The following is a 24,000-nucleotide window of genomic DNA, read 5'->3' on the forward strand; positions in this document are numbered from 1 at the left end:
GTGTCATCTGTTCGTCCGACGGCTTGCGGCGTCCCGAAGCTGCTTTGAATCTTCGCGACTTCGTACGGCTGCTGCCGGAAAATGCATTAGCGGCTTATCCCGCAGGGAGGCGGTTCCATTCCTTGGCGACGATCCATACTTTCAGCTGGGTTTGCGTAAGCACCATCGTTTTGACGGACACGGTGTAGTCTTTTTGTGCGACACCTTGGTAGATTCGCTGGGCGATCAGTTTTTCGTACAGCTGCGGATTTTCCTCGAAGGCTGATATTTTTTGCCCGATTACGACCTTAAGATCCTGTTCGACCTTCCGCTCGAGCTCTCCTGCGGCAATTTTGTCCAGCTGGCTGTTATCCCCGGAGGAGACGAAAACTTTGACGTCGCCAATGACGCTTTGCTTGTTGCGCAGCTTGTTGTTCGTCTCGATTTTTTCCAGCAGCTCGGCTTGCTCCTTTTTGAGCTCGCGGTTTTGCTCGATCACGATATTGAAGTTGTTTTTATAAATGCCCATGAAGACGGCGCTGCCGATGACGGCTCCCGCCAGCATGAGGCCGAACGCCTGAAGCAGCCCAGCATAATATTCAAACTGCGGGACTCTCAAGACGTCCCTCCCCCCTTGCAAATCCATTGGATGAGCGACGTGCCCATGGAGGCTCCGACGAATGCGCTGACGAACAGCAGGATTTGCTTAAATGCGGGAGACAGATGGCCACCCAAAAAGTTGCTCTCGATGACGCGCAGCGGATCGATCGTTCCGCCCACCGCAGCGACGAGTGCCCAGATTTTAATGTTGTCGGAGATGCGCAGCATCGTTGTTGTCGGCGGCTCCAGCATGAAAATCGCACCGATCCCGGCCAGCATGGACCCTCCGAGCACGGCTCCGAACGCCACGAAGAAACATTCCGTCATTTTCGCCCAAAACATGCCAAGCCGCCTGCCTTCCGCTATCCCGGATCGTGCCGGGTTTGTCCCTCTACTGCTAATGTATGGGACACCCCTACCGCAATATGATAAAATAGAAGAAATATATAGACTTTTTCTTGAAATGTTTGTTCTTCGGTGGTCACCTGCTAGAGACGAATCCTGTGACAAGGGTGAGGGGTATTCCCCGGAGGAGTTTACGTCCCGCCTTTGAAATCATGTGAATACCTCTAAATTTTCAAATAAGTTCATATGATTTCAAGAGCGGGCCGGAGGGGATACCTCCACCCATGACAGATGGATTCCTCCCTTAGTAGTTACCCGCAGACACATTTCAAGAAAAAGTCCACGAACCGGAGGAGGCAGCGGCATGAGCCGATTTACCCATCTTCATGTGCACAGTGAATACAGCTTGCTGGACGGAGCGGCACGGATCGACGAGTTGGTCGGCCAGGCCGCCCGCCTCGGCATGAAGTCGCTCGCCTTGACGGATCACGGCGTGATGTACGGCGCGATTCCCTTTTACAAGGCGTGCAAGCAGCATGGCATCAAGCCGATCATTGGCTGCGAGGTGTATTACACGGCGGGTTCGATCCGTGACAAAGGAACGCGCCAGGAGCAGCCGATCTACCACCTCATTTTGCTTGCCAAAAACGAGCAGGGCTACCGGAATCTCATGAAGCTTTGCACGATCGGCCATCTGCAGGGCTTCCATTATAAACCTCGAATCGATCACGAGCACCTCGCCCGGCACGGGGAAGGGCTCGTCTGTTTAAGCTCGTGCCTCGGGAGTGAAATCTCGCAGCATCTGCTGCACGATAAATATGAAGAAGCGAAAAAGGCGGCTTTGCGGTATCGCGGCATTTTTGGCGAGGACTTTTTCCTGGAACTTCAGGATCACGGCCTCCTCGAGCAAAAAAAGGTGATGCAGGCGATGATCCGGCTGAGCGAGGATACCGGCATTCCGCTGATCGCCACGAACGATGTGCACTATGTAAAACAGGAAGATCATGCCGTGCAGGATATTCTCATCTGCATCGGTACCGGCAAGACGGTCGAAGACAAGGAGCGGCTGAAGTTTCATACCAGTCAGATGTATCTGAAAAGCGGCGAAGAGATGGACAAGCTGTTCGCGCACGTGCCGGAATCGATCGAAAATACGGAGATCGTGGCGCAGAGATGCAATCTGGAGATCGAATTCGGTCAGTCGATTTTGCCAAAATTTGCGCCGATTCCCGAGGATCGGACAGCGGGCGAATATCTTGCGGAATTGTGCTGGATGGGGCTCGAAAAGCGGTACGGGCATACGCCTAAATGGGAGGACGAAGCTTTCCGCGAGAAGGTGGAGCGGCGGCTCGATTACGAGCTGCGCATCATTGACAGCATGGGGTTCAGCGATTATTTTCTGATCGTCTGGGACTTCATCCGCTTCGCGCATGAGCGGGGCATCGCCACCGGCCCGGGCCGGGGTTCCTCCGCAGGCAGTCTGGTCGCCTATGTGCTGCGGATTACGGACGTCGATCCGATCGCATACGATCTGCTGTTCGAGCGGTTTTTGAACCCGGAGCGCGTCACGATGCCGGATATCGATATCGACTTCAGCGACGTGCGCCGGGACGAAGTGATCGATTATGTCGTGCAAAAGTACGGCAAGGAGCATGTCGCGCAAATCATCACGTTCGGTACGATGGCGGCGAAGGCCGCCGTTCGCGACGTCGGACGCGTGCTGAACATGCCGTACAACGAGGTGGACAGGGCGGCGAAGCTTATTCCGCACCACCTCGGCGTAACGCTGCAGGAGGCGCTGCAATACAGTCCCGAGCTGAAGGTTTTGTCCGAGAAGCATCCGAAAACGGCGGAATTGCTCGAGATCGCGATGAAGGTGGAAGGCATGCCTCGTCACGCCTCCACGCACGCCGCCGGCGTGATTATTTCCCGCGAGCCTTTGACCCAGTATGTGCCGCTTCAGGAAGGCAATGAGCAGACGGCGCTGACGCAGTACCCGATGGAGCATTTGGAAGCGATCGGGCTTCTGAAGATGGATTTTCTCGGGCTGCGAACGCTTTCTATTATAGAAAGAACGCTGTTTTGGATCCGCGAGCAGTACGGCACGAAGATCGACTTCCAGCGGATACCGATGGACGACGACCCTGCCACCTATGCGCTGCTCAGCCATGGCGATACGACGGGGATATTCCAGCTCGAATCCCCGGGCATGCGGCGGGTGCTGAAAGATTTGAAGCCCTCGGCGTTTACGGACATCATCTCCGTGCTTGCGCTGTACCGGCCGGGTCCGATGGAATTCATCCCGAAATATATCGCCTGCAAGCACGGACAGCAGCAGGTGGAGTTCCCCCACCCGGAGCTTGCTTCGATTCTCGGCGATACGTACGGCATCATCGTTTACCAGGAGCAGATCATGCAGATCGCTTCGAAAATGGCCGGCTTCAGCCTCGGCGAAGCCGATCTGCTGCGCCGGGCGGTGAGCAAAAAGAAACGCGAGGTGCTTGACGAGCAGCGCGCGCATTTCGTGGGCGGCAGCACCCGGCAAGGTTACTCCGAAGAGGACGCGAACAAGGTATACGACATGATCGTGCGCTTCGCCGATTACGGCTTTCCGAAGGCGCACGCGACGGCCTACGGCGTGCTTGCTTTCCAGACGGCGTATCTGAAGGCGCATTACCCGGTGCAGTTTATGGCGTCGATGCTGACGGCGGTTCTCGGCAGCCACCATAAGGTAGCGGAATATGTCGACGAATGCCGTCGAATGGACATCGCCGTGCTGCCTCCGGATATCAACGAAAGCCGCGATGTATTCACGCCGGTGATGCAGACAGGCCGGGATTTTGGGCCGGAGGGGAAGCCGCTTATGTCCGCAGGCGCCGAGAGTCCGTCCGGAGCGGACGCGGCTCCGGTGGATGCTGTTCATGGGAACGTACATTCCCGTGAGAGGGCTAGCGATGCATCCGCCGCCGAAAACGTGGACGCTTCAGCCGGCGCTGCCGCGGCAAACGCCAGAGCGATCCGCTTCGGGCTCGCCGCGATCAAAAACGTCGGCACGCATGCGATCGAGTCGATTTTGCAGGAGCGGCAGATCGGACCGTTCGAGAGCCTGCTCGACTTTTGCCGCCGGGTCGATCTGCGCGTGTGCAACAAGCGGGTGATCGAATCGCTCATTCAGGCCGGCGCGTTCGATTCGCTGCCCGGCCACCGGGCGCAGCTTCTCAGCATGCTGGAGGAAACGATCGAAGCCGCCGTCAAGTGGCGCAAGGAGCGAGACGACCTGCAGCTGTCGCTGCTCGGTTTTACCGAGGAGGTCAACTGGGAGGTCGAGTACCCGGAGGTGGCGCCGCTCACTTTATCGCAGCAGCTGGAACTGGAGCGGGAGCTGCTCGGCCTGTACATTTCCGGCAGCCCTCTGGACGACTATGCGGAGCTGATCGATGAGCTCGAGGCGGAGCCGATCCATTACCTGATCGAGCTGCCCGATCATAGCGACGTAGCCGTGGCGGGCATGGTCGTTTCGTGCAAGACGATCGTCACAAAAAAAGGCCAGCCGATGGCGTTTATCGAGCTCGAGGACCGCATCGCCAAAACGGAGGTCGTGCTGTTCCCGGAAACGTGGAAGCGGTACGCGCCGCTCGTACAAAAAGGCAGCCTGGTGTACATTCGCGCCAAGCTGCAGCACGGCGACGAGGACGTCAAGCTGCTCGCCGACCTGGTGATCATGCTGAACGATCCGGAGCTGAAGGAAAAAGCGAAGCGGTTCGTGCCTTCATCCGCAGGAGGGCGATTCGGCGGAAGCGGGGCCGGCGGGGGCCGGCCGGCGGCAGCGGCGGGCCGTACCGCGGCCGCTGCGGGGCAGCCGCAGCGGGCTGCGGAGCCGCACGCGGCCGGGGGGCAGCCGGCGAGTACCCGCAACGCCGGCGCCCGGCCGGCGGAAGTGCGCCCGGCAGGCGCGCAGCCCGGAGGCGGGCGCGCGGCGGAGAGGCGCGGTGGCGCGGATGCGCCTGCGGCGGTGGCGCGAGCGGCAGGTGCGCACCCCGGCGGCGGGCGCGCTGCCGAAGCGCAACCCGCCGCCGCTCCGCGCGTGAGCGGCTCCGTGGGCGCTCCCGGCCCTGCCGCGGGCCCGGCAAATCCGGCTGGGGCCGCATCGCCGGCCGCGCGGACAGGAACCGCGGCACGCGCGAAAACGAGCCAGCGCGTGTTTATCAAAATCTCCGCAGGCCGCGAGCAGCCTGCGGTGTTGGAGGAGCTTAAGGCGCTGCTCCTCAAGTCGAAAGGGCCGCTCACGGTCGCATTGTACTACGAAAGCAGCCAGAAAACGATCGGACTGAGCGATTCTTACGCGGTGAGACCGTCCCCGGAGCTTTTTGGCGAAATTGAAAAATTGCTCGGTAAAGATACTGTAAAGGTGAAATAATTGTCAGCCCTCCGGCATACGATGGTAAAACCCTCAAAAAATCGCAAAGCCGGAGGAGGCATATCCATGTCCGTTCAACCGATCGTCGAACTATTGAGCAAACGCGGGGTAACCGTCGAAGCGATCGCAGAGATCGTCCACCATTTACAAAAACCTTACAATCCGAAGCTTTCCAAAGAGGCATGCGTGGAAAGCGTGCTTGCCGTACTGAAAAAACGCGAGGTCCAGTATACGTTGTACACTGGCATTGCGCTGGACGAATTGGCCGAGCAAAAGCTGCTGCCGCAGCCACTGCAAACGATCATGGAGAAGGATGCGTCGCTTTACGGCGCCGATGAGACGCTGGCGCTCGGCATCGTCCACGTGTACGGCATGATCGGACTGACCAGCTTCGGCTATTTGGACAAGGTAAAGATGGGCATCATCCGCGAACTGAACGATCACAGCCAAAAAATTCACGTGTTCCTCGACGATCTTGTGGCGGGTCTGGCTGCGGCGGCGTCGGCGCGAATTGCCCACGATCATGAGGATGAGAAGGATTTTCTGGGGTAAAACCGTCCGTCCGCCCGCGCATACGCCCCCTGGCGGCTCCTGGCTTTGTTGCGGGAAAAAGGCAACTTGTGATATCATGAATCCATTGCGTGGGCACAGTTGTCCGCGTGACAGGGCATGTTTAGGAGGTCTTTTTTCATGTGGACGGTGATTTACATTGCACCGACGGCCAAGATTTGTGAAAGAATCAAGGAAAAGATGACGGAAGAAGGTTTTCTCGTACAAGTCCGTGCGATCAGCATGACGAAAAACCAGTTTGAGATTTTGGTTCCCGAAGGTGAGCTCGAAGAGGCACAGGAAGTGCTTAATGCGATTTTACATAGAACTTCATCCGATTATTAAGCGAAAATTACTAGGAATGCCTGTGAGGTGTAGCCTGTGTCGATAAAAGATTTGTTTCAGAAAAAACGGAAATACGCTACGATCCCGACGGAGCGGACCAAACGCGACATTCCCGAGGGTTTGATGAATAAATGCCCGATGTGCGGCACGATTCAATTTACGAAGGAACTCGACAAAAATTTAAAAGTGTGTACGGCTTGCGGCTATCATTTTAAATTGAATGCGGTGGAACGTATTCAAATGACGATGGATGAGGGCCGTTTTTTTGAGTATGATACCGATTTGATGTCGGAGGATCCGCTGGAGTTTCCCGATTACGGGGCCAAATACGCCAAAGCGGTCGAGGCGACGGGCATGAATGATGCGGTCATTACCGGCGAAGGCACGATCGGCGGGTTTCCGGTCGTCGTCGCGGTGATGAGCTTCGATTTCATGGGTGGCACCCTGGGGTCGGTAGTCGGGGAAAAGGTCGCCAAGGCGATTGAACACGCGATGCAGAAGAAGTACCCGCTCATCGTATTCTCCACCTCGGGCGGAGCGCGCATGCAGGAAAGCATCCTGAGCCTTATGCAGATGGCCAAAACAAGCGCGGCGCTGCATAAGTTCGCCGAGCAGGAGGGGCTGTTCATCTCCGTCATCACCGACCCGACGTTCGGCGGCGTGACGGCGAGCTACGCGATGCTGGGCGACATCATCATCGCCGAGCCGGGGGCGGCGTTCGGTTTTACGGGCCGCCGTGTCATCGAGCAGACGATCCGGCAGAAGCTGCCGGACAACTTCCAGACGTCGGAGTTCAACTTGAAGCACGGACAAGTCGACAAAGTGATTCCGCGCAAAGAAATCCGCAGCACGCTGATCAAAATTCTCGATTTGCATACGGTGAAGGGGGCGAATGTCAGTGGCGGGTGAACTTCCTTTTGAACAGCCGCTCGTGGAGCTGCGCGCGAAGATTGAGGAGCTGCGCAAGTTCGGAGCGGACAAGCAGATCGATTTTACCGAAGAAATCGCGCGTCTCGAGCAGCGCTATCGTCAGCTCGAAGAAGAGCTGTACAGCCAGATGACGACCTCGCAGAAAATCCAGCTGGCGAGACATCCGCAGCGCCCGACGTCGCTTGATTATATCCATAACATTTTCACCGACTTTCTGGAGCTGCACGGCGACCGTCTGTACGGCGACGATCTGGCGATCGTCGGCGGGATCGCGAAGCTGAACGGCATTCCGGTCACGGTGGTCGGCCACCAGAAAGGCAAAGATACGAAGGATAACATCGCGCGCAACTTCGGCATGCCGCACCCGGAAGGCTTCCGCAAAGGGCTTCGGCTGATGAAACAGGCGGACAAGTTTCGCCGCCCGATCATCACGTTTATCGATACGCCGGGGGCTTACCCGGGCAATGCCGCGGAAGAGCGGGGGCAAGGCGAAGCGATCGCCCGCAACCTGATGGAGATGGCCTCGTTTAAGGTGCCGATCATTTGCGTCGTCATCGGCGAAGGCGGAAGCGGCGGAGCGCTTGCGCTCGGCGTCGGCAACCGCGTGCTGATGCTGGAGCATGCGATCTATTCCGTCAGCACGCCGGAAGCTGCGGCTTCGATTCTATACAAAGATGCTTCCCGTGCGATGGAGGCGGCGGAATCGATGAAGATCACGGCGGGTTATATCAAGGAGCTCGGCGTGATCGACGAAATCGTGCCCGAGCCGAAGGGCGGAGCGCACCGCGACCTCGCCGCCCAGTCGGAAAGCATCAAGACCAGCGTTTGGAATCACCTTCAGGAGCTGCTCCGCCTTTCGGAGGACGAGCTCGTGGAGGATCGATATAAAAAATTCCGAGAAATCGGCAGGTTTACTTATATTCAGGAGGGCAGTCATGCGTAAAACGAAAATTGTATGTACGATCGGACCTGTCAGCGAATCCGTTGACATGTTCAAAAAGCTGATCGAGGCCGGGATGAACGTCGCCCGTTTGAACTTCTCCCACGGCGATTTCGAAGAGCACGGCAACCGGATCAAAAACGTGCGTCAAGCTTGTAAAGAGCTGAACAAGACGGTGGCGATTCTTCTCGACACGAAAGGTCCGGAAATCCGCACCGGCAAGCTGAAGGGCGACCAAAAGGTCGAGCTTGTGCAGGGCAACAAGATCGTTTTGACGACGGAGGAAGTTGAAGGCGACGCCGAGCGTGTTTCGATCACGTACAAGGAGCTGCCTCGCGATGTAAAGATCGGCTCGACGATTCTGATCGACGACGGCCTGATCGGACTCGAAGTCGTGGATATCCGCGGCGGCGATATCGAATGTTTGATCAAAAACGGCGGTTTGCTCGGTGGTAAAAAAGGCGTCAACGTCCCGGGCGTGAAAATCAATCTGCCGGGCATTACCGAAAAAGACGCGAACGACATCGTGTTCGGTATCGAGCAAGGCGTCGATTTCATCGCGGCTTCTTTCGTGCGTAAAGCGGCGGATGTCATCGAAATCCGCGAAATTTTGGAGCGTCACAATGCTTCGCACATTCAGATCATTTCCAAGATCGAAAACCAGGAAGGCGTCGACAACCTTGACGAGATTTTGGAAGTGTCCGACGGCTTGATGGTGGCGCGCGGCGACCTCGGTGTCGAAATTCCGGCCGAAGACGTGCCGATCGTGCAAAAAGCGATGATCAAAAAATGTAACCAGGTCGGCAAGCCGGTTATTACGGCGACGATGATGCTCGATTCGATGCAGCGCAACCCGCGCCCGACCCGCGCGGAAGCGAGCGACGTGGCGAACGCGATTTTCGACGGCACGGATGCGGTCATGCTGTCCGGCGAAACGGCGGCAGGCAAATATCCGGTCGAATCGGTGCAGACGATGGCGCGCATTGCGGAACGTGCCGAGTCGGCGCTTGATCACCGCGAAATTTTCCTGCGCCAAAGCGCAGCTCAGCAGCGCACCGTAACGGAAGCGATCAGCCAAGCGGTGGCAAGCTCGGCGCTTGATCTGAACGCGAAGGCGATCCTGACCGCTACGGAGAGCGGATATACGGCGCGGATGGTATCGAAGTACCGTCCGAAGTCGCCGATTATCGCGGTGACGCCTAACGAGCAAGTGATGCGACGCCTTTGCCTGATCTGGGGAGCGATCCCGGTGAAAGGCGAGGAGTGCAAAACGACGGACGAGCTGTTCGAAGCGGCTGTCGATACGGCGGTCAAGGCGGGCCATGTGAACCTGGGCGACCTCATCGTCATCACGGCGGGCGTGCCGGTCGGCCGCTCCGGAACGACGAACCTGATCAAGGTGCACCACATCGGCGAAATGATCGGCAAAGGGCAAGGCATCGGCACGGCTACCGCAACCGGCAAGGTTGTCACGGCGAAATCCGCCGAAGAAGCGAATGCGAAGGTGACCGAAGGCGCGATTCTTGTCGCCGTATCCACCGACAAAGACTACATGCCGGCGATTGAAAAAGCGGCGGCCATCATCACCGAAGCCGGCGGCATCACCTCCCACGCCGCTGTCGTGGGCCTCAGCCTCGGCAAGCCGGTGATCGTCGGCGCGGACGGCATTTTGAACGCCGTTCAAGATGGCGTGGAAGTGTCGATTTATCCGGAAGTTGGCGTCATCTACTCCGGCCAATCGCGGGTTCTTTAATAGCTTAAGCTGAAAAAGAGTGTGGCGGGCGCTGTCCCGTTCGCTCTTTTTTTGCGCTTGGGAGGGTGTATGCTGCTGCGGAAGGGCGGCCCCGTCACCGCGCGGAGTGAAGGAGCGGGCCGAGAGAGGCCAAACCCGTCTCTCGGCCCGCGGAAGCGGGGTTGGAAGCGGCCGAGAGCGGGAAAAACCGCCTCTCGGGGCGGCCCCCGCACCGCGTGGAGCGAGGGCGTGAACCGAGAGAGGCCAAAACCGTCTCTCGGCCCGCGGAAGTGGGGTTGGAAGCGGCCGAGAGCAGGAAAAACCGCCTCTCGGGGCGGCCCCCGCACTGCGCGGAGCGAGGGCATGAACCGAGAGAGGCCAAAACCGTCTCTCGGCCCGCGGAAGTGGGGTTGGAAGCGGCCGAGAGCAGGAAAAACCGCCTCTCGGGGCGGCCCCCGCACTGCGCGGAGCGAGGGCATGAACCGAGAGGGGCCAAAACCGCCTCTCAAACCACTTCCCGCACCGCTAGGAGATAAGAAGCAAATAACCGGGAAAAGTAAGCGTGTCCGGCATAGGATCGGCAATTAGCGAAAATCCACGTCGGACGAACGCGGCATTCCCTTGAATAGGCCGGATTTACGCGCAAGCGGCTCGTTGTTGCCGGTTAACGCGTTCGCGCGGATCGTGGTTTTAACCTAAGCGGAGAACCGCCTAGCAGACTGAAAGGCATAGATACTGTTATCCCGATAATGAAGTAGTTTAAAAAGTTAGCGGAACTCACGTTCGCTATTCTTGGATAAATAGTCACTTTGAAAACAATAGAGGAACTGAGATGCGCTAAACCGGTGGAAAAGAGCTTGTATGTCGGGCAGACAGGCAAATAGATCACCTGAGTTCCGCTAATTTTCAAAAAAAGCGGAAACTGCCCAGCTTAACGAACCATAGTTCCGCTATGGTCCCGCATCCCGCATCCCACATCCCGCATAACCTGACAAACATTGCGCAGTGTCTATGGTTCCCTCGGCGGGGAGGGGCATTTTAGGTGGGTCCGGTCTAGGACATGGGATCTGACCAGCCGCCACGCAGCGACGGAACGCGCGCCGTGGGAGGCTGAATTAGGGAGAAGTAAAGCGTGGCAGCATGTAATTTTGCGGCAGCAAAATCCATGCAGCCAAACGCGAGTGCGAGGCACGAAGTCTCAATCGGCGCCCTTTGCACCAAAACTGAAGCGTGTCCGGCATAGGATTTATTGCCAAACAGCAATAAATCCATGCCGGACAAACGCGGACTAGAAGCGAGCACTCCCTCCAACAGGGCGGGTCCAGGGCGCAAGCGCCTGGGGTCCCCCCGGTGGGGGGATTTAGAGCAGCGGTACGATGTCAAGCCCCTTTGTTAACATAACATTTTTCGCTCCGAACCTTTTTAGGAGGTGACCCGAAAAAAGGCAACACCAAATCAGACCCACCCTACCACTATATCAAATGGTAAATAATACCATGTCTAATAATGGAAATAGGTGGATTTTTCTAGGGATCTATGTCTAAGCTTCTTGTCGGATCACCTCCTGGGGTTCGTAGAGTCGGTTGGTTCGCAGCAGATGATCGACCAACCGCACCAACTTACGAGCTGTAAGCGCAAGGGCACGTTTTTCGGCGTATTTAGCCGGCTCCGCTTTCTTGTGGCTGTAATATTGCGCAAATATAGTGTCGTGCACCTGGACACTCTTTGCTGCTTCTGTGAAGTAATACTTCAAGTAGCGGTTGCCGGACTTAATAAGCCGAGATTCAACGCCTTTAAAGTTACCCGATTGGTTTTCTGTCCATGCAAGTCCGGCGTATTTGGCCAGTTTCATATGGCTAGGAAAGCGCCCAATGTCTCCGATCTCGGAGAGGATGCCCGCCGCGAAGATGGGGCCCATTCCGGGGACCGAAGTGAGGGTCTGCGGAATGGACGCCAAATGATCTTCAATCGCTTTTTGCAGTGATTTGGCTTGTTCCTGTAAAGATCGGATGATGCGAATGTTGGAAGCCATCGCAAAGTTGACAGCATCCGCCATGGCCTTTGGCAGGCGGTAGGAGGAGCGCGCCGCTTTTTGCAGCGCCAAAGCCACTTCCTCCGGGTTCTCAAACTGATTCCGGCCGCGCTCCATCACAAAGGCCATCAAGTCTTCGACGGACATGTGAATAATGTCTTCGACACTGGCAAATTCCTCGATGACAGCCAAGCTGGTCGCCGACGTCTTGTGCCGGAAAGGTCCGCTGGCATAACTGCTGAACTTTAAAAATAAGTTGGTCAGCAGGAAATTGGTCTCCCGTGTCAAAGTATGTACAACGTGGAAACGGGTTCTCGTCAGGCGCTGTAGGGCGGCCATGGACTCGCTCCACGTGTAGGCACGGGGTAGATGACCGGATCGGAGCTTCGCGGCGATGAACCAGGCGTCTACCCTGTCGTTTTTTGGGGCGTACAGAAAGTGAGCTTTCTTGAACTCCTTAATCAGACTCGGGTTGAAGACGTAGACGGCATGCTCATAAGGTTCGAAGGTCAGAACGCTTTGCAAGTAACGGGCCAGATGACTGGAAAAAGGGCCTGTAGCTTCGAGTCCGAAACGAATATGCGTCAACCCGTGCTTGCTCATCAGCGCCTTGATCCTCTCCTGAAAGATCATCACGCCGGGTTCATCATTGGTGACGGTAAACCGGCTCAGAGGTTTGTGGACATCACCTTCCGGCAGGCAACAGACTACGTTGTTCTTGCTGCTTACATCGATCCCGACAAATAAGATGCTGGGCATAGGGTACACCTCCTTTCGTAAGGGACTCGGTGTTTACGGTCCTGGGATGTCCTTGGGAAACTCTCCGCTAACAGCCTTGCGAGCTATAGGAATACACCGGGGCCCGTCGGTGCACTTTCCTTCCTCTGCTATGCGGAAGGGACGGGAACGCCCGGGAAACAGTCAGCGTGTAGGAAAATACGGAAGAGGCCAAGGGAACACTCTAAATTGGAAGAACCCGCATGAAAGCAAGGTCAACAGGGGGGCAAGGAACATTCCCGTCGGTAACACCTATTGGCTATTTTCCCAAAGACACCCCAGGATCGTAAAGCACCCAGTCGAATAAATTTGCTACGTTGGCTGTGAAAACATAAGCCTCCCGCGCCTTCGCTTGGGCTACGTCCACATCCACCATAGTAAAGTGATGCATTATTCAATTTTCAAGGAGCAGCATTTAAAAAAAGCACCTCAAGATCGGATATTATGTAAACCGATCATTGAGCTGCTCTTAGTATACAAGGGGGGCATAAACCAATGTGGCACAAACATATCATTCGGGTGCGCTACCAGGAGACGGATCAGATGGGCGTCGTCTATCACGCCAATTACTTGAACTGGTTCGAGATCGGCCGGACGGAGCTGATCCGGGCAATGGGCATGACCTATCAGACGATTGAGGCGTCGGGGCTGCTGCTGCCGGTCATCGAGGCGGAAATGAAATTCAGGCAGCCGGCGCGTTATGACGATCTGATCGGCATTTATACGCGAATCGTCAGCTTCACTAACCTGAGGCTCGAATTCGCGACGGAAATCCGCCGTCTGACGCCGGAAGAAGCGGCCGCACAAGCAGGGAGGCACGCAGATCTGCCCAGCGGGACAAACGGAAGCAAGCGCCTGAAGGAAGCGGAGGGGGCACCCAATCCACAAGTATCCGCCCCCGTCACGGGAAAAAGGAGCACCGCAGGCGGGGGCGAGGACGCAGCCGCCGGGACGCACGGAGAAGCGGTGAACGAAGCGATACATGCGGCTGCCATGACGGCGCCCATCACCGAGCCGCAAGGCGAGCTGCTCGTCAGCGGCGGGACGCGCCACGTGTGGCTCAGCCGCGAGTGGAAGCCGGCGCGCATCGACCGGGAAGCGCCGGAGCTGTACGCGCTGCTCGCCCAAAACCGAAACGGAGGCTGATCCTATGTTTAAAATGCTCGCAGCGCTCATGATCATCGTACCGGCGCTGGAAATATGGGGCATGCTCACCGTCGGCAAGCTGATCGGGGCGTGGCAGACGGTGGTGCTGCTGCTCTCCACCGGCTTCGTCGGCGCCTTTCTCGCCAAACGCGAGGCGCGCAAGGTGTGGAGCTACGCACAGCACCAGCTGGCGCAGGGGCAAATTCCGGCCGACTCGATCGTCGACGGCATTTGCATTTTTGCCGGCGGGCTGCTGTTGATGACGCCGGGATTTTTTTCCGACATTCTCGGCTTTCTGCTCGTCTTCCCGATGACCCGCCCGCTGTTTAAAATAGGCGTCACCGCGTTTATCCGCAAAAAGATCGCAAGCGGCGATTTCCGCTTTTTTTACCGGAGATAACCCAAACGGTTTTCATCATTTTTCACGGACATTTACATAAAATTAACATAAGGGCGCAGGTTGAACTTGTTGTCGAAGCTTATCCGGGCATAGTAAAATGAAAGTAAGAAATAGTGACAAACGTATCGGAATATGTCGTTTTTCGCCAAATTAAAGTGGGGGTTTCCATGACAATCGCCGTAAAAGAGTCAGTATCCCGAGAATCGTCGTCGATCTACATCAACCGCGATTTGAGTTGGATCGAATTCAATTGGCGCGTGCTGGAGGAGGCGCAGGACCCGAGTACACCTCTGCTGGAACGGGTGAAATTTTTATCGATTGTATCGTCGAACCTCGATGAATTTATGAGCGTGCGTGTCGCGGGGATCAAGGATCAACTCAAGGCCGGGTATTTGAAAAAGGACTTTACCGGCTACACGCCGGCCGGACTTCTCAAACGCATCATGAAGCGGGCGACCAAATTAGTATCCGAGCAGTACAAGACGTTCCGCGAAATTTCCCGTTTGCTGGCCAAGGAAGGGCTTATTTTTACCGATTACGAAAGCTTGACGGCGAGCCAGCGCAAAGCGATGGATTCGTATTATCACGATATTATTTTTCCGGTGCTGACGCCGATGGCGGTCGACCAGAGCCGTCCGTTTCCGCTCGTTCATACGCAGGCGGTGTATTTGGCTGTCGTGCTGCGGCTAGACGGGGAAGACGAAGGGGAGGAGCCGTATTTCGCCATCGTTCAGGTGCCGTCGAATTTGCCGCGCCACATTGCGGTGCCGACCCGTTCAAACAGCAAAAAGCAGGAATATATCCTGATGGAAGATTTGATTACGCAGCATATTCACACGTTGTTCAGCGGCTATACGCCTATTGCGGTGCACGGATTCCGGATTACGCGCAACGCCGACCTTACGCTGAACGAGGAAGGCGCTGAGGATCTCCTGGAGGAGATTGAGAAGGAGCTGCGCCGCCGCCGCTGGGGCGCTCCGGTGCGGCTCGAGGTGCAGCAGGGGATTCACCCTTATGCGCTGGAAGTGCTGCAGGAAGAGTTCGAGTTGACCGAGCATATTTTTGAAATCGACGGGCCGCTCGATCTGACGTATTTGATGAAATGGGCCGGTTCGCTGACCGGTTTCGAACATTTGCGCTACCCGCCGGTCGAGCCGGAGTACCCGAAGGAGCTGCTCGACACGGACGATGTATTTGAGAAGCTGCGGGAAACCGACGTGCTTGTTTATCATCCGTACGAGTCGTTCGACGCGGTGACGGATTTTATATGCCAGGCGGCCTACGACCCGAAGGTGCTGGCGATCAAAATGACGCTGTACCGCGTCAGCGGCAATTCGCCGCTCATCCAGGCGCTCGCCCGCGCCGCGGAGTCGGGGAAGCAGGTGACGGTCGTCGTCGAGCTGAAGGCGCGTTTTGACGAGGAGCGCAACATCGCGTGGGCGCGCAAGCTGGAGCAGGCCGGCTGCCACGTCGTGTACGGCCTCGTCGGTCTCAAGACGCACGCCAAAATCACGCTTGTCGTCCGCCAGGAAGAGGACGGCTTGCGCCGCTACGTGCATGTCGGCACCGGCAACTACAACGACAACACGGCCAAGCTGTATACGGACATCGGCCTGTTCACCGCGGATACCGTCATCGGCGAGGATGCGTCGGCCTTGTTCAACGAAATTACCGGCTATTCGTCGCCGCATGAATGGCAGGCGTTCGGCGTGGCGCCGACCGACATGAAGGATAAGCTGTTTGCGCTCATCCGCAGGGAAGCGGAGCACGCCGCGGCGGGCAGGAAGGCGCATATCATCGCCAAGCTGAACTCGCTGTCGAACCAGCAGATGGTCGACGAGCTGTATGCCGCTTCGCAGGCGGGCGTGAAAATCGACCTGATCGTACGCGGCGTATGCTGCCTGCGGCCCGGCGTCGAGGGCCTAAGTGAAAACATTACGGTGCGCAGCATCGTCGACCGTTTTCTCGAGCATTCGCGCATCATTTATTTTGAAAACGGCGGCGATCCGGAGCTGTATTTGTCGAGCGCCGACTGGATGACGCGGAACCTGACCCGGCGGATCGAGCTGATCTGCCCGGTGTTCAACGATCGGCTGCAGCAAGAGCTGATCCGCATTTTGCAGCTGAGCCTGCACGATAACGTCAAAGCGCGAATTTTGCAGCCCAACGGCATGTACGCGCGGGTGGAAACGCAAGAAGAGCCGCTTCGCAGCCAGTTTAAGGCGATGAAGATCGGCTCTTGGAAACACGGGCGCGTTAAGCGCCAGACCTCACATGAAGCGTGAAGGCCACATCCCATGTCTTTTTAAAATCTTTCCGCAACGCCTCCGTTTCTCGGATTTCGAGATCGGGGGCATGTTTTGTTGTAAGGAGCAGCTGAAGCTCCTTCTCCCGCAGACCCGCTTCCAGCAGCGCCACCGGCTGCGTTTCGCTGAAATCCAGCGCCGCGGCAAGCTGCAGCAGGCTGCCGAGCAGCGCGATCAAATCGGTGTCCGTTTCCAGCAAAATGTCTCTGTATTTCGCAATCTGCTGCAGCGTGCGCTTCTTCGTTTTATACGAGGCGATGAGCGCGCACAGCAGCGCTTCGCGATGCGTGAGCCCGTCAAGCCGCGAATGGGCGATCAAATAAAAGGAATGCTTGGCATAATGGTAAAAATTGACCGAGACGCCGATCCGGTACAGCAAAGCGGCAGCCTGCAGCAGCGTGCGGTAGCGGACGGGCAGCCCATGATGCGGCCGCAGCGCATCAAACAGGATGCCGGCCATGCGGCTGACCTGCTCCGCGTGCCGTTTCGGCGCGGACGGATGAAGCGCCAGCAGATTGTGCGCGCTCCGCTCGAGGATTTGCGCCGCCTCGCCCTGCGCGGGCAGCACGTGCTCGTAGAACAGGCCGTCCCTGAGGCCTGCGCCGCTCACCACGTAATGCGAAGCGCCCGCCGCGCGGAAAATCGTCTGCAGTATGGTCACGCCCGGAACGATAATATCGAAGCGGTCTTTGGACAAGCCGTCGATTTTTTTGCGCTTGTCCGCCGGCATGGCGCAAATCCATCCGGCCATATCGTCCATTTCGGCCGCATCGATCATGTAGTTGTGCGTTTGCGGCAAAGAATATTTGCGCCGGCGCTGGCTGATTTTGCACAGATTGCGCATCGTACCGCCCAAGCCGACCAAGGGCATGCCCGGATGCTCGCGAATCCACGGCTCGGTGTCGATCGCTTTTTCGACCATCGAGCGAATGCTTTGCAGGGCGGCCTGCGGGAAATTCCCGTCGTCCGAAAACCGCTTCGCCGTATTGACGGCGCCGAACGGGAACGAGACGCTCCGCACCAGATTGCGGTTTCGGAACACCGATACTTCGGTGCTGCCGCCCCCGATATCGACCAAAATGCCGTCCGCGATGTCCATCGTGCGGATGACGCCGATAAAGCCGATGCGTGCTTCGTCGTAGCCGGAAAGCAGCTGTACGTCCATTCCGGACAGCGCCCGCAGCATGCCCAGAATTTGATCGGAGTTGGCTGCATTGCGGATCGCCGCCGTCGCGACGGCCCGTATTTCGAAAGTATCGTTGGCATGGCAAATCTGCTGGAATTGCTGTAAAATGCGAACGAGGCTGAAGATGTCTTGTTCTGCGAGCGCTCCATCCGTTCCGATGCGCTGGCTGAGCCGGGCCGATTCTTTGAATTCGTGAATGACCCGGTAAGCCGACGGGGGAACGATTTCATAGATGACGAGCCGAACGGAGTTGGAGCCGATGTCGATAATGCCGGTACGCCGGGTGTTCAAGGCAGGTATCCTCCAAAAGCGAGAGTCCGTGACGAATGATGTACAATATCCTTATTTTATCATCGTTTTGAAAAGGCGCAAATATTCGACTCGCAGGTCTTCCCGGAATTGGGAAGAAGTTTGTATATTTTAGCAGCAATTAGAAAAAGCTTTTATCGTGGAAAAATGGCGAAAAACATTTTTTAATAGTAGTGATAACTAAGTTTTATGCCGATTTTGTTCACTTTGGTTACCAAATCCTTTATCATAAAGTTTAGCGACAAACATCTCTGATGTTATGTTAAGTTATGTAACAGTTGAAAGACCGTTCGGGCAGGGATCCGGCGAATGGAAAGAAGGCGCGGATTCAGCCTAATTCGTATGCCAAAGGAGAGATTGCATTGACAGCGACCAAAGGTTTGGAAGGTATTGTCGCAGCGGAGTCGTCCATCAGCTCGATTATTGACGGCGTGCTGACTTATCGCGGTTATAACATTGATGATTTGGCGGAAAATGCAACTTTCGAGGAAGTCGCTTACTTGCTGTGGTACGGCAAGCTGCCGAACCGCACGGAGCTGAGCGGGCTGATCAGCCAATTTAACGAGTATGCAGCGATCCCGGGTGCGGTGATCGACCAATTAAAAACATATCCGAAGGACGCCAACTCGATGGCGGCGCTTCGCTCGGCGGTTTCGAGCCTCGCTTTGTACGATGAGGAAGCTCAGGACATGAGCAAGGAAGCGAATCTTCGCAAGGCGATTCGTTTGCAAGCGCAAATTCCGACCGTCATCGCGGCATTCGCCCGCATTCGCGAAGGCAAAGAACCTCTTGCTCCGAAGAAGTTCGGCTCCATCTCCGAAAGCTTCCTGTACCTGCTCACCGGCAAAGATCCGGACAAGGTCGCTATCGAAGCTTTGGACAAGGCTCTCGTGCTGCATGCGGATCACGAGCTGAACGCTTCTACATTCGCGGCGCGCGTGACCGTCGCTACGCTGTCCGACATTTACTCCGGCGTAACTTCCGCGATCGGCGCCTTGAAAGGGCCGCTGCACGGCGGCGCTAACGAAGCGGTTATGGCGATGCTGGAAGAAGTCGGCACTGTCGACAACGTCGAGAACTACATCAATGCCAAGCTGGCGGCCAAGGACAAAATCATGGGCTTCGGCCATCGCGTTTACAAAAACGGCGACCCGCGCGCGAAGCACCTGCAAAAGATGTCCCAGGAGCTCGGCAAGCTGACCGGCAACCTGAAATGGTACGAGATGTCCATCAAGATCGAAGACCTCGTTACCGGGCAAAAAGGGCTGAAGCCGAACGTCGATTTCTACTCCGCTTCGGTATATACGTCGCTTGAAATTCCGCGCGACCTGTTCACGCCGATTTTCGCGGTAAGCCGCTGCTCCGGCTGGACGGCGCACATTCTTGAGCAATACGAAAACAACCGTCTGATCCGTCCTCGTGCGGAATATACGGGTCCTTCCCAGCAGAAATACGTTCCGATCGACCAGCGTTAATCCATTTTTCTAATAAAAACGGGCTGTTCGGCAGGCATCGCTGCGCGGGAGTTTGCTCCTGCGTATGCGGCGGTCCGCTGGAACTCCCGTTCCATTTTGCTCACATCCAAATTAGGAGGAATTTTCGACATGCCACAATTCGAATCTTACGCATTGCCTACGGAAGGCGAACGCATTACGATTAAAGACGGCCAATTGCAGGTGCCTAACAACCCGATCATCCCGTTCATCGAAGGCGACGGCACGGGCTCCGACATCTGGGCTGCCTCCAAACGCGTGCTTGACGCAGCTGTAGAGAAAGCTTACAAAGGCGAGAAAAAAATCGCATGGTACGAAGTGTTTGCCGGCGAAAAAGCTTTCAACCAATACAACAACTGGCTTCCCGGCGACACGCTGACCGCGATCCGCGAGTACATCGTCGCTATTAAAGGGCCTTTGACGACTCCGGTCGGCGGCGGTATCCGTTCCCTGAACGTGGCGCTGCGCCAGGAGCTTGATCTGTACGTGTGCTTGCGTCCGGTTCGTTATTTCAACGGCGTACCTTCCCCGGTAAAACGCCCTGAACTCGTCGACATGGTTATTTTCCGTGAAAACACGGAAGATATCTATGCGGGCATCGAATACCAAGAAGGCTCCGCCGAAGTGAAAAAAGTGATCGAATTCCTGCAAAAGGAAATGGGCGTGAAAAAGATCCGCTTCCCGGAAACGTCCGGTATCGGCATCAAGCCGGTATCCAAGGAAGGTTCCGAGCGCCTGATCCGCTCCGCTATCGAATACGCAATCAAGCATAACCGCAAGAGCGTGACCCTGGTACATAAGGGGAACATCATGAAGTTCACCGAAGGCGCGTTTAAAAACTGGGGTTACGAGCTGGCCGAGCGCGAATTCGGCGACAAAACGTTCACTTGGGCGCAATACGACAAAATCAAAGCCGAGCAAGGCACCGACGCAGCGAACGCAGCTCAAAAAGCGGCTGAAGCAGCAGGCAAAATCGTCGTAAAAGACGCTATCGCCGACATCGCGCTGCAGCAAGTGCTCACTCGTCCGACCGACTTCGACGTCATCGCGACGCTGAACCTGAACGGCGACTACTTGTCCGACGCTTTGGCAGCACAAGTCGGCGGCATCGGTATCGCGCCGGGCGCCAACATCAACTACGTGACAGGCCACGCGATTTTCGAAGCGACTCACGGTACGGCTCCGAAGTACGCAGGTCTGGACGTCGTGAACCCGGGTTCGGTCATCCTGTCCGGCGTTATGATGCTTGAGCACCTCGGCTGGCTGGAAGCCGCTGAGCTGATCTACAAAGGCATGGAAACTTCGATCAACAAAAAAACCGTCACTTACGACTTCGCCCGCCTGATGGAAGGCGCAACCGAAGTGAAGTGCTCGGAGTTTGCTAACCAGATTATTGCGAATATGTAAGCCGGTGGGGCACACCCCCTAAATCCCCCTCTACAGAGGGGGACCCCAAGGGTTTCGCCCCCTGGACGACGAAAGTTGTCTCTTCGATGGCAGGTTGGTTAGGGGGCCCGCTTTTCGTCCTGCGCATTGCCTTGCTGTCGCAAGGCTCGCTTGGACCCGCTCTCTTGCGTGCACGTCAGGGGCAGATAATTGGGGCGTAGCGGCTTTCTAGAGGTGCGATACATCAAGAGACTACCGGGGTTGCTGAGTGCGAAAAGAGTCATTTATTCACGGAGACGGGGAGACGCTGGTACTAGAGGAACACAGTTCCGCTAAATGTCGGGAACACGCTGGAATGGCATGATTGGCTGGAACTCTGCAAAAGCAAAGCAGGCCAGCCACATCCGCGGTTCCAAGCAACACAACCTATAATTTGGAGGTTATTGCCATGGCCATCCGTCGTAAAAAAATTACGGTTGTCGGTGCGGGTTTCACCGGTGCGACGACAGCGCTGATGCTTGCGCAAAAAGAGCTCGGAGACGTTGTGCTCGTTGACATCCCGCAATTGGAAAACCCTACAAAAGGTAAAGCGCTCGACATGCTCGAGGCTTCCCCGGTGCAAGGCTTCGACGCGAATATCGTCGGCACTTCCAGCTACGAAGAAACGGCCGGCTCCGACATCGTCATCATCACCGCAGGGATTGCCCGCAAACCGGGCATGAGCCGCGACGACCTCGTGAACACGAACGCCGGCATTGTGAAATCCGTTTGCGAAAACGTGAAAACCTATTGCCCGGATTCGATCGTGATCATCTTGAGCAACCCGGTTGACGCCATGACTTACGTCGCCTACCAAGCGCTCGGATTCCCGAAAAACCGCGTCATCGGCCAGTCCGGCGTGCTGGATACGGCCCGCTACTGCACGTTTATCGCGCAGGAGCTGAACGTATCTGTAGAAGACGTGCGCGGCTTCGTGCTCGGCGGTCACGGAGACGATATGGTTCCGCTCGTTCGTTACTCCAACGTCGGGGGCATCCCGATCGAGAAGCTGATTCCGGCCGACCGCATCGAAGCGATTGTACAGCGGACCCGTACCGGCGGCGGCGAAATCGTCAACCTGCTCGGCAACGGCAGCGCGTATTACGCTCCTGCGGCTTCCCTCGTGCAAATGACGGAAGCGATCCTTAAGGACAAGAAGCGCATCCTGCCTTCCATCGCCTTGCTGGAAGGCGAATACGGGTACGACAACCTGTTTATGGGCGTTCCGACCCTGCTCGGCGGGGGCGGCATCGAGAAAGTGTTCGAGCTCGAGCTGCTTCCGGAGGAAAAAGCGGCTCTCGACAAGTCCGCTCAATCCGTACGCAACGTCATCAAAATCGTAACCGGCGAGTAATATCGCTCACATAAACGAACCGTGCAGCTTCGGGAGCTGCACGGTTCGTTCGCTTTTTTCCGCCGTTTTTGCTGCCCTCGCGCACAGGCCGGAGCAGATCTGCCGAAAATCGTTTTCCGGCAGTCCGGAAAAGCTTCTGTTCTAGCTCATATGCAGATCGCTGCGCGCCGCGGGGCCGAACCTCCGGGCGTGCTGCCCGAACTTTTCCTGAACGAGCAAAATGGCCAAAGCCGAGATGACGCAAGGGACGGCGAAAGACAAAAAGTTCATCTGCAGCGGAAGATTCAGGCTTAATAATACACCGCCGAGCGTCGGCCCCATAATTCCTCCAAGCCTGCCTATGCCCAACGCCCATCCGATTCCGGTCGAACGCATTTCCGCAGGATAAAACTGCGAGACGTAGCTGTTGGCTATAATTTGCGAACCCGTCGTCGTGCCGCCGGCAACCGCCAGCAAAACATACAGCAGCAGCATGCCGGGTTTAAAGCTTAACAGCAGCAGAGATAGAAACGCGATAAAGAAAAAGATAACGAGCACTTTTCTCGCCCCGAACCGGTCCGCCAATTTTCCTCCGCCAATCGCTCCGATAACCGCACCTGCATTAAGCGTTATCAAAAAGGTCAGGCTCGATCCGAGCTCATAACCGGCGCCCTGCATCAGCTTGGGCAGCCACGTGCTTAAACCGTACATGACCAGCAGGCACATAAAAAAAGAAATCCAAAACAAAACGGTGCTGAAAGCGCGGTTTTCCCTAAATAATTCCTTAACCGGGAACCCTGCGTTTTTTTCGGCAAATGTATGCTCGAGCCGATCGCCTGGCCCGTATACATGATCCCGCTGAAGCCGGTTAAGTATACTCAGCACCTTATCGGTCTGATTTTTTAACACATAAAAACGAAGAGATTCCGGCAGCGCTTTGAACAAGACAGGGATGAGGACCAACGGAACCGCGCTAAGCCAAACGACGGATCTCCAGCCGAAACCGGGCATCAAATAGATAGCCAAAAGCGATGCGACGACCCCGCCCAGAGCATGGCCGCTAAACATAACGGAGACCAGGGTGCTGCGGTATTTGGCCGGGGAATACTCGGTGACGAGCGCGATCAGATTCGGCATAACACCGCCCAATCCAAGCCCCGCAATAAACCGCTGAGCCCCGAACGATGCCGCTCCGCCTGCAAAACCGGAGGTAAAGGTGAAAACGGAAAAAACGACGGTGCAGAGCAGGATGACATTTTTCCTCCCGATCCGGTCCGCGACCGGCCCGAAAATCAACGCTCCGAACATCATGCCGACGAGCGCATAGCTGCTCAAGGCTCCGGCCTCAATCGGCGTAATATGCCATTCTTTCATCAAGGCCGGGATAATCGCCCCAAGCATAAACATGTCGTATCCGTCACAAACGATGATAAATATGCAGCATAATAACAAGCTCAGATGAAAGCGGTTTAATTTGCTTGCATCAATGATTTGTTGAAGGTTGATGACTTTCATGCATGTTGCCTCCCCGAAAATGATACATTCCGCTTTTTAAAGAACGGCAATATGTAAACGTGTTCATCTCATGGAACAACCGCCTCCTAAATGCAATAACTCGAGTATTAGAGGAATCATATCTGTTTGAACAAGAGTTAATATATAATATATTATATATGGTGTCAACCAAGTTCATTCCAACACCCTCAAAAAAAATCACTGTACTAAATATATTATATATGATATATGAATATATAGA

Annotated in this window: 17 protein-coding genes; 12 read left to right on the forward strand and 5 right to left on the reverse strand. The window is 56.1% G+C overall.

Annotation, left to right across the window (positions count from 1 at the left end):
- Positions 1-94: 94 nt before the first annotated feature.
- Both MYS68_RS36915 and MYS68_RS36920 read right to left on the reverse strand, forming a co-directional pair.
- A complete protein-coding gene (locus tag MYS68_RS36915; RefSeq protein WP_248930503.1) occupies positions 95-598 on the reverse strand; it encodes a sporulation membrane protein YtrI in 504 nt (167 codons plus the stop codon).
- Positions 595-921: a YtrH family sporulation protein gene (locus MYS68_RS36920; RefSeq protein ID WP_248930504.1), complete on the reverse strand. Its 327-nt coding sequence runs from the start codon at positions 919-921 to the stop codon at positions 595-597. The genes MYS68_RS36915 and MYS68_RS36920 overlap by 4 nt, the downstream gene beginning before the upstream one ends.
- A gap of 367 nt (positions 922-1,288) precedes the next feature.
- Between MYS68_RS36920 and MYS68_RS36925 the strand changes: the two genes are divergently transcribed.
- The 6 genes from MYS68_RS36925 (at position 1,289) to pyk (ending at position 9,858) form a co-directional block, all read left to right on the forward strand.
- Positions 1,289-5,341 carry a DNA polymerase III subunit alpha gene (locus MYS68_RS36925; protein WP_248930505.1) on the forward strand — a complete coding sequence of 1,351 codons (4,053 nt, stop codon included), beginning with the start codon at positions 1,289-1,291 and terminating at the stop codon, positions 5,339-5,341.
- Positions 5,342-5,407: 66 nt separating this feature from the next.
- Positions 5,408-5,893: a phosphatidylglycerophosphatase A family protein gene (locus tag MYS68_RS36930; RefSeq protein WP_248930506.1), complete on the forward strand. Its 486-nt coding sequence runs from the start codon at positions 5,408-5,410 to the stop codon at positions 5,891-5,893.
- A 138-nt stretch (positions 5,894-6,031) separates the two neighbouring features.
- Positions 6,032-6,235: a glutamate decarboxylase gene (locus tag MYS68_RS36935; protein WP_248930507.1), complete on the forward strand. Its 204-nt coding sequence runs from the start codon at positions 6,032-6,034 to the stop codon at positions 6,233-6,235.
- Between the two features lie 36 nt (positions 6,236-6,271).
- Entirely contained in the window at positions 6,272-7,144 is an 873-nt protein-coding gene (accD, locus tag MYS68_RS36940) for an acetyl-CoA carboxylase, carboxyltransferase subunit beta (protein WP_248930508.1), read from the forward strand.
- Positions 7,134-8,108 carry an acetyl-CoA carboxylase carboxyltransferase subunit alpha gene (locus MYS68_RS36945; RefSeq protein ID WP_248930509.1) on the forward strand — a complete coding sequence of 325 codons (975 nt, stop codon included), beginning with the start codon at positions 7,134-7,136 and terminating at the stop codon, positions 8,106-8,108. Before accD ends, MYS68_RS36945 begins: the two co-directional genes overlap by 11 nt.
- Positions 8,101-9,858: a pyruvate kinase gene (gene pyk / locus MYS68_RS36950; RefSeq protein ID WP_248930510.1), complete on the forward strand. Its 1,758-nt coding sequence runs from the start codon at positions 8,101-8,103 to the stop codon at positions 9,856-9,858. Before MYS68_RS36945 ends, pyk begins: the two co-directional genes overlap by 8 nt.
- Before the next feature lie 1,519 nt (positions 9,859-11,377).
- Here pyk and MYS68_RS36955 read toward each other — a convergent pair.
- Complete coding sequence (locus tag MYS68_RS36955) at positions 11,378-12,628, reverse strand: IS110 family RNA-guided transposase (RefSeq protein WP_248925944.1); 1,251 nt, start codon at positions 12,626-12,628, stop codon at positions 11,378-11,380.
- Between the two features lie 513 nt (positions 12,629-13,141).
- Here MYS68_RS36955 and MYS68_RS36960 point away from each other — a divergent pair.
- From MYS68_RS36960 to MYS68_RS36970, 3 genes are all read left to right on the forward strand, one after another.
- Complete coding sequence (locus tag MYS68_RS36960; RefSeq protein ID WP_248930511.1) at positions 13,142-13,792, forward strand: acyl-CoA thioesterase; 651 nt, start codon at positions 13,142-13,144, stop codon at positions 13,790-13,792.
- 4 nt (positions 13,793-13,796) lie between these two features.
- Positions 13,797-14,192: an FxsA family protein gene (locus MYS68_RS36965; RefSeq protein ID WP_248930512.1), complete on the forward strand. Its 396-nt coding sequence runs from the start codon at positions 13,797-13,799 to the stop codon at positions 14,190-14,192.
- A gap of 167 nt (positions 14,193-14,359) precedes the next feature.
- Entirely contained in the window at positions 14,360-16,477 is a 2,118-nt protein-coding gene (locus MYS68_RS36970) for an RNA degradosome polyphosphate kinase (RefSeq protein ID WP_248930513.1), read from the forward strand.
- On the opposite strand, the gene MYS68_RS36975 is transcribed toward MYS68_RS36970, so the two are convergent.
- A complete protein-coding gene (locus MYS68_RS36975) occupies positions 16,449-17,975 on the reverse strand; it encodes a Ppx/GppA phosphatase family protein (protein WP_248930514.1) in 1,527 nt (508 codons plus the stop codon). The two genes, MYS68_RS36970 and MYS68_RS36975, sit on opposite strands and share 29 nt — an antisense overlap.
- Positions 17,976-18,355: 380 nt before the next feature.
- Between MYS68_RS36975 and citZ the strand changes: the two genes are divergently transcribed.
- From citZ to mdh, 3 genes are all read left to right on the forward strand, one after another.
- Positions 18,356-19,468: a citrate synthase gene (gene citZ / locus MYS68_RS36980; protein ID WP_248930515.1), complete on the forward strand. Its 1,113-nt coding sequence runs from the start codon at positions 18,356-18,358 to the stop codon at positions 19,466-19,468.
- Between the two features lie 129 nt (positions 19,469-19,597).
- Positions 19,598-20,893: an NADP-dependent isocitrate dehydrogenase gene (gene icd, locus MYS68_RS36985; RefSeq protein ID WP_248930516.1), complete on the forward strand. Its 1,296-nt coding sequence runs from the start codon at positions 19,598-19,600 to the stop codon at positions 20,891-20,893.
- 427 nt (positions 20,894-21,320) lie between these two features.
- Entirely contained in the window at positions 21,321-22,265 is a 945-nt protein-coding gene (gene mdh, locus MYS68_RS36990) for a malate dehydrogenase (RefSeq protein WP_248930517.1), read from the forward strand.
- A 141-nt stretch (positions 22,266-22,406) separates the two neighbouring features.
- On the opposite strand, the gene MYS68_RS36995 is transcribed toward mdh, so the two are convergent.
- Entirely contained in the window at positions 22,407-23,759 is a 1,353-nt protein-coding gene (locus tag MYS68_RS36995) for an MFS transporter (RefSeq protein WP_248930518.1), read from the reverse strand.
- Positions 23,760-24,000 lie beyond the last annotated feature (241 nt).

Source organism: Paenibacillus hamazuiensis, assembly GCF_023276405.1.
In the GTDB taxonomy this organism is placed as follows: domain Bacteria; phylum Bacillota; class Bacilli; order Paenibacillales; family NBRC-103111; genus Paenibacillus_AF; species Paenibacillus_AF hamazuiensis.

Coding starts and splice junctions, on each gene's coding strand:
- MYS68_RS36920 (WP_248930504.1), bottom strand. CDS start 921: ATGTTTTGGGCGAAAATGACGGAATGTTTCTTCGTGGCGTTCGGAGCC.
- MYS68_RS36925 (WP_248930505.1), top strand. CDS start 1,289: ATGAGCCGATTTACCCATCTTCATGTGCACAGTGAATACAGCTTGCTG.
- MYS68_RS36930 (WP_248930506.1), top strand. CDS start 5,408: ATGTCCGTTCAACCGATCGTCGAACTATTGAGCAAACGCGGGGTAACC.
- MYS68_RS36935 (WP_248930507.1), top strand. CDS start 6,032: ATGTGGACGGTGATTTACATTGCACCGACGGCCAAGATTTGTGAAAGA.
- pyk (WP_248930510.1), top strand. CDS start 8,101: ATGCGTAAAACGAAAATTGTATGTACGATCGGACCTGTCAGCGAATCC.
- MYS68_RS36955 (WP_248925944.1), bottom strand. CDS start 12,628: ATGCCCAGCATCTTATTTGTCGGGATCGATGTAAGCAGCAAGAACAAC.
- MYS68_RS36960 (WP_248930511.1), top strand. CDS start 13,142: ATGTGGCACAAACATATCATTCGGGTGCGCTACCAGGAGACGGATCAG.
- MYS68_RS36965 (WP_248930512.1), top strand. CDS start 13,797: ATGTTTAAAATGCTCGCAGCGCTCATGATCATCGTACCGGCGCTGGAA.
- MYS68_RS36970 (WP_248930513.1), top strand. CDS start 14,360: ATGACAATCGCCGTAAAAGAGTCAGTATCCCGAGAATCGTCGTCGATC.
- icd (WP_248930516.1), top strand. CDS start 19,598: ATGCCACAATTCGAATCTTACGCATTGCCTACGGAAGGCGAACGCATT.
- mdh (WP_248930517.1), top strand. CDS start 21,321: ATGGCCATCCGTCGTAAAAAAATTACGGTTGTCGGTGCGGGTTTCACC.
- MYS68_RS36995 (WP_248930518.1), bottom strand. CDS start 23,759: ATGAAAGTCATCAACCTTCAACAAATCATTGATGCAAGCAAATTAAAC.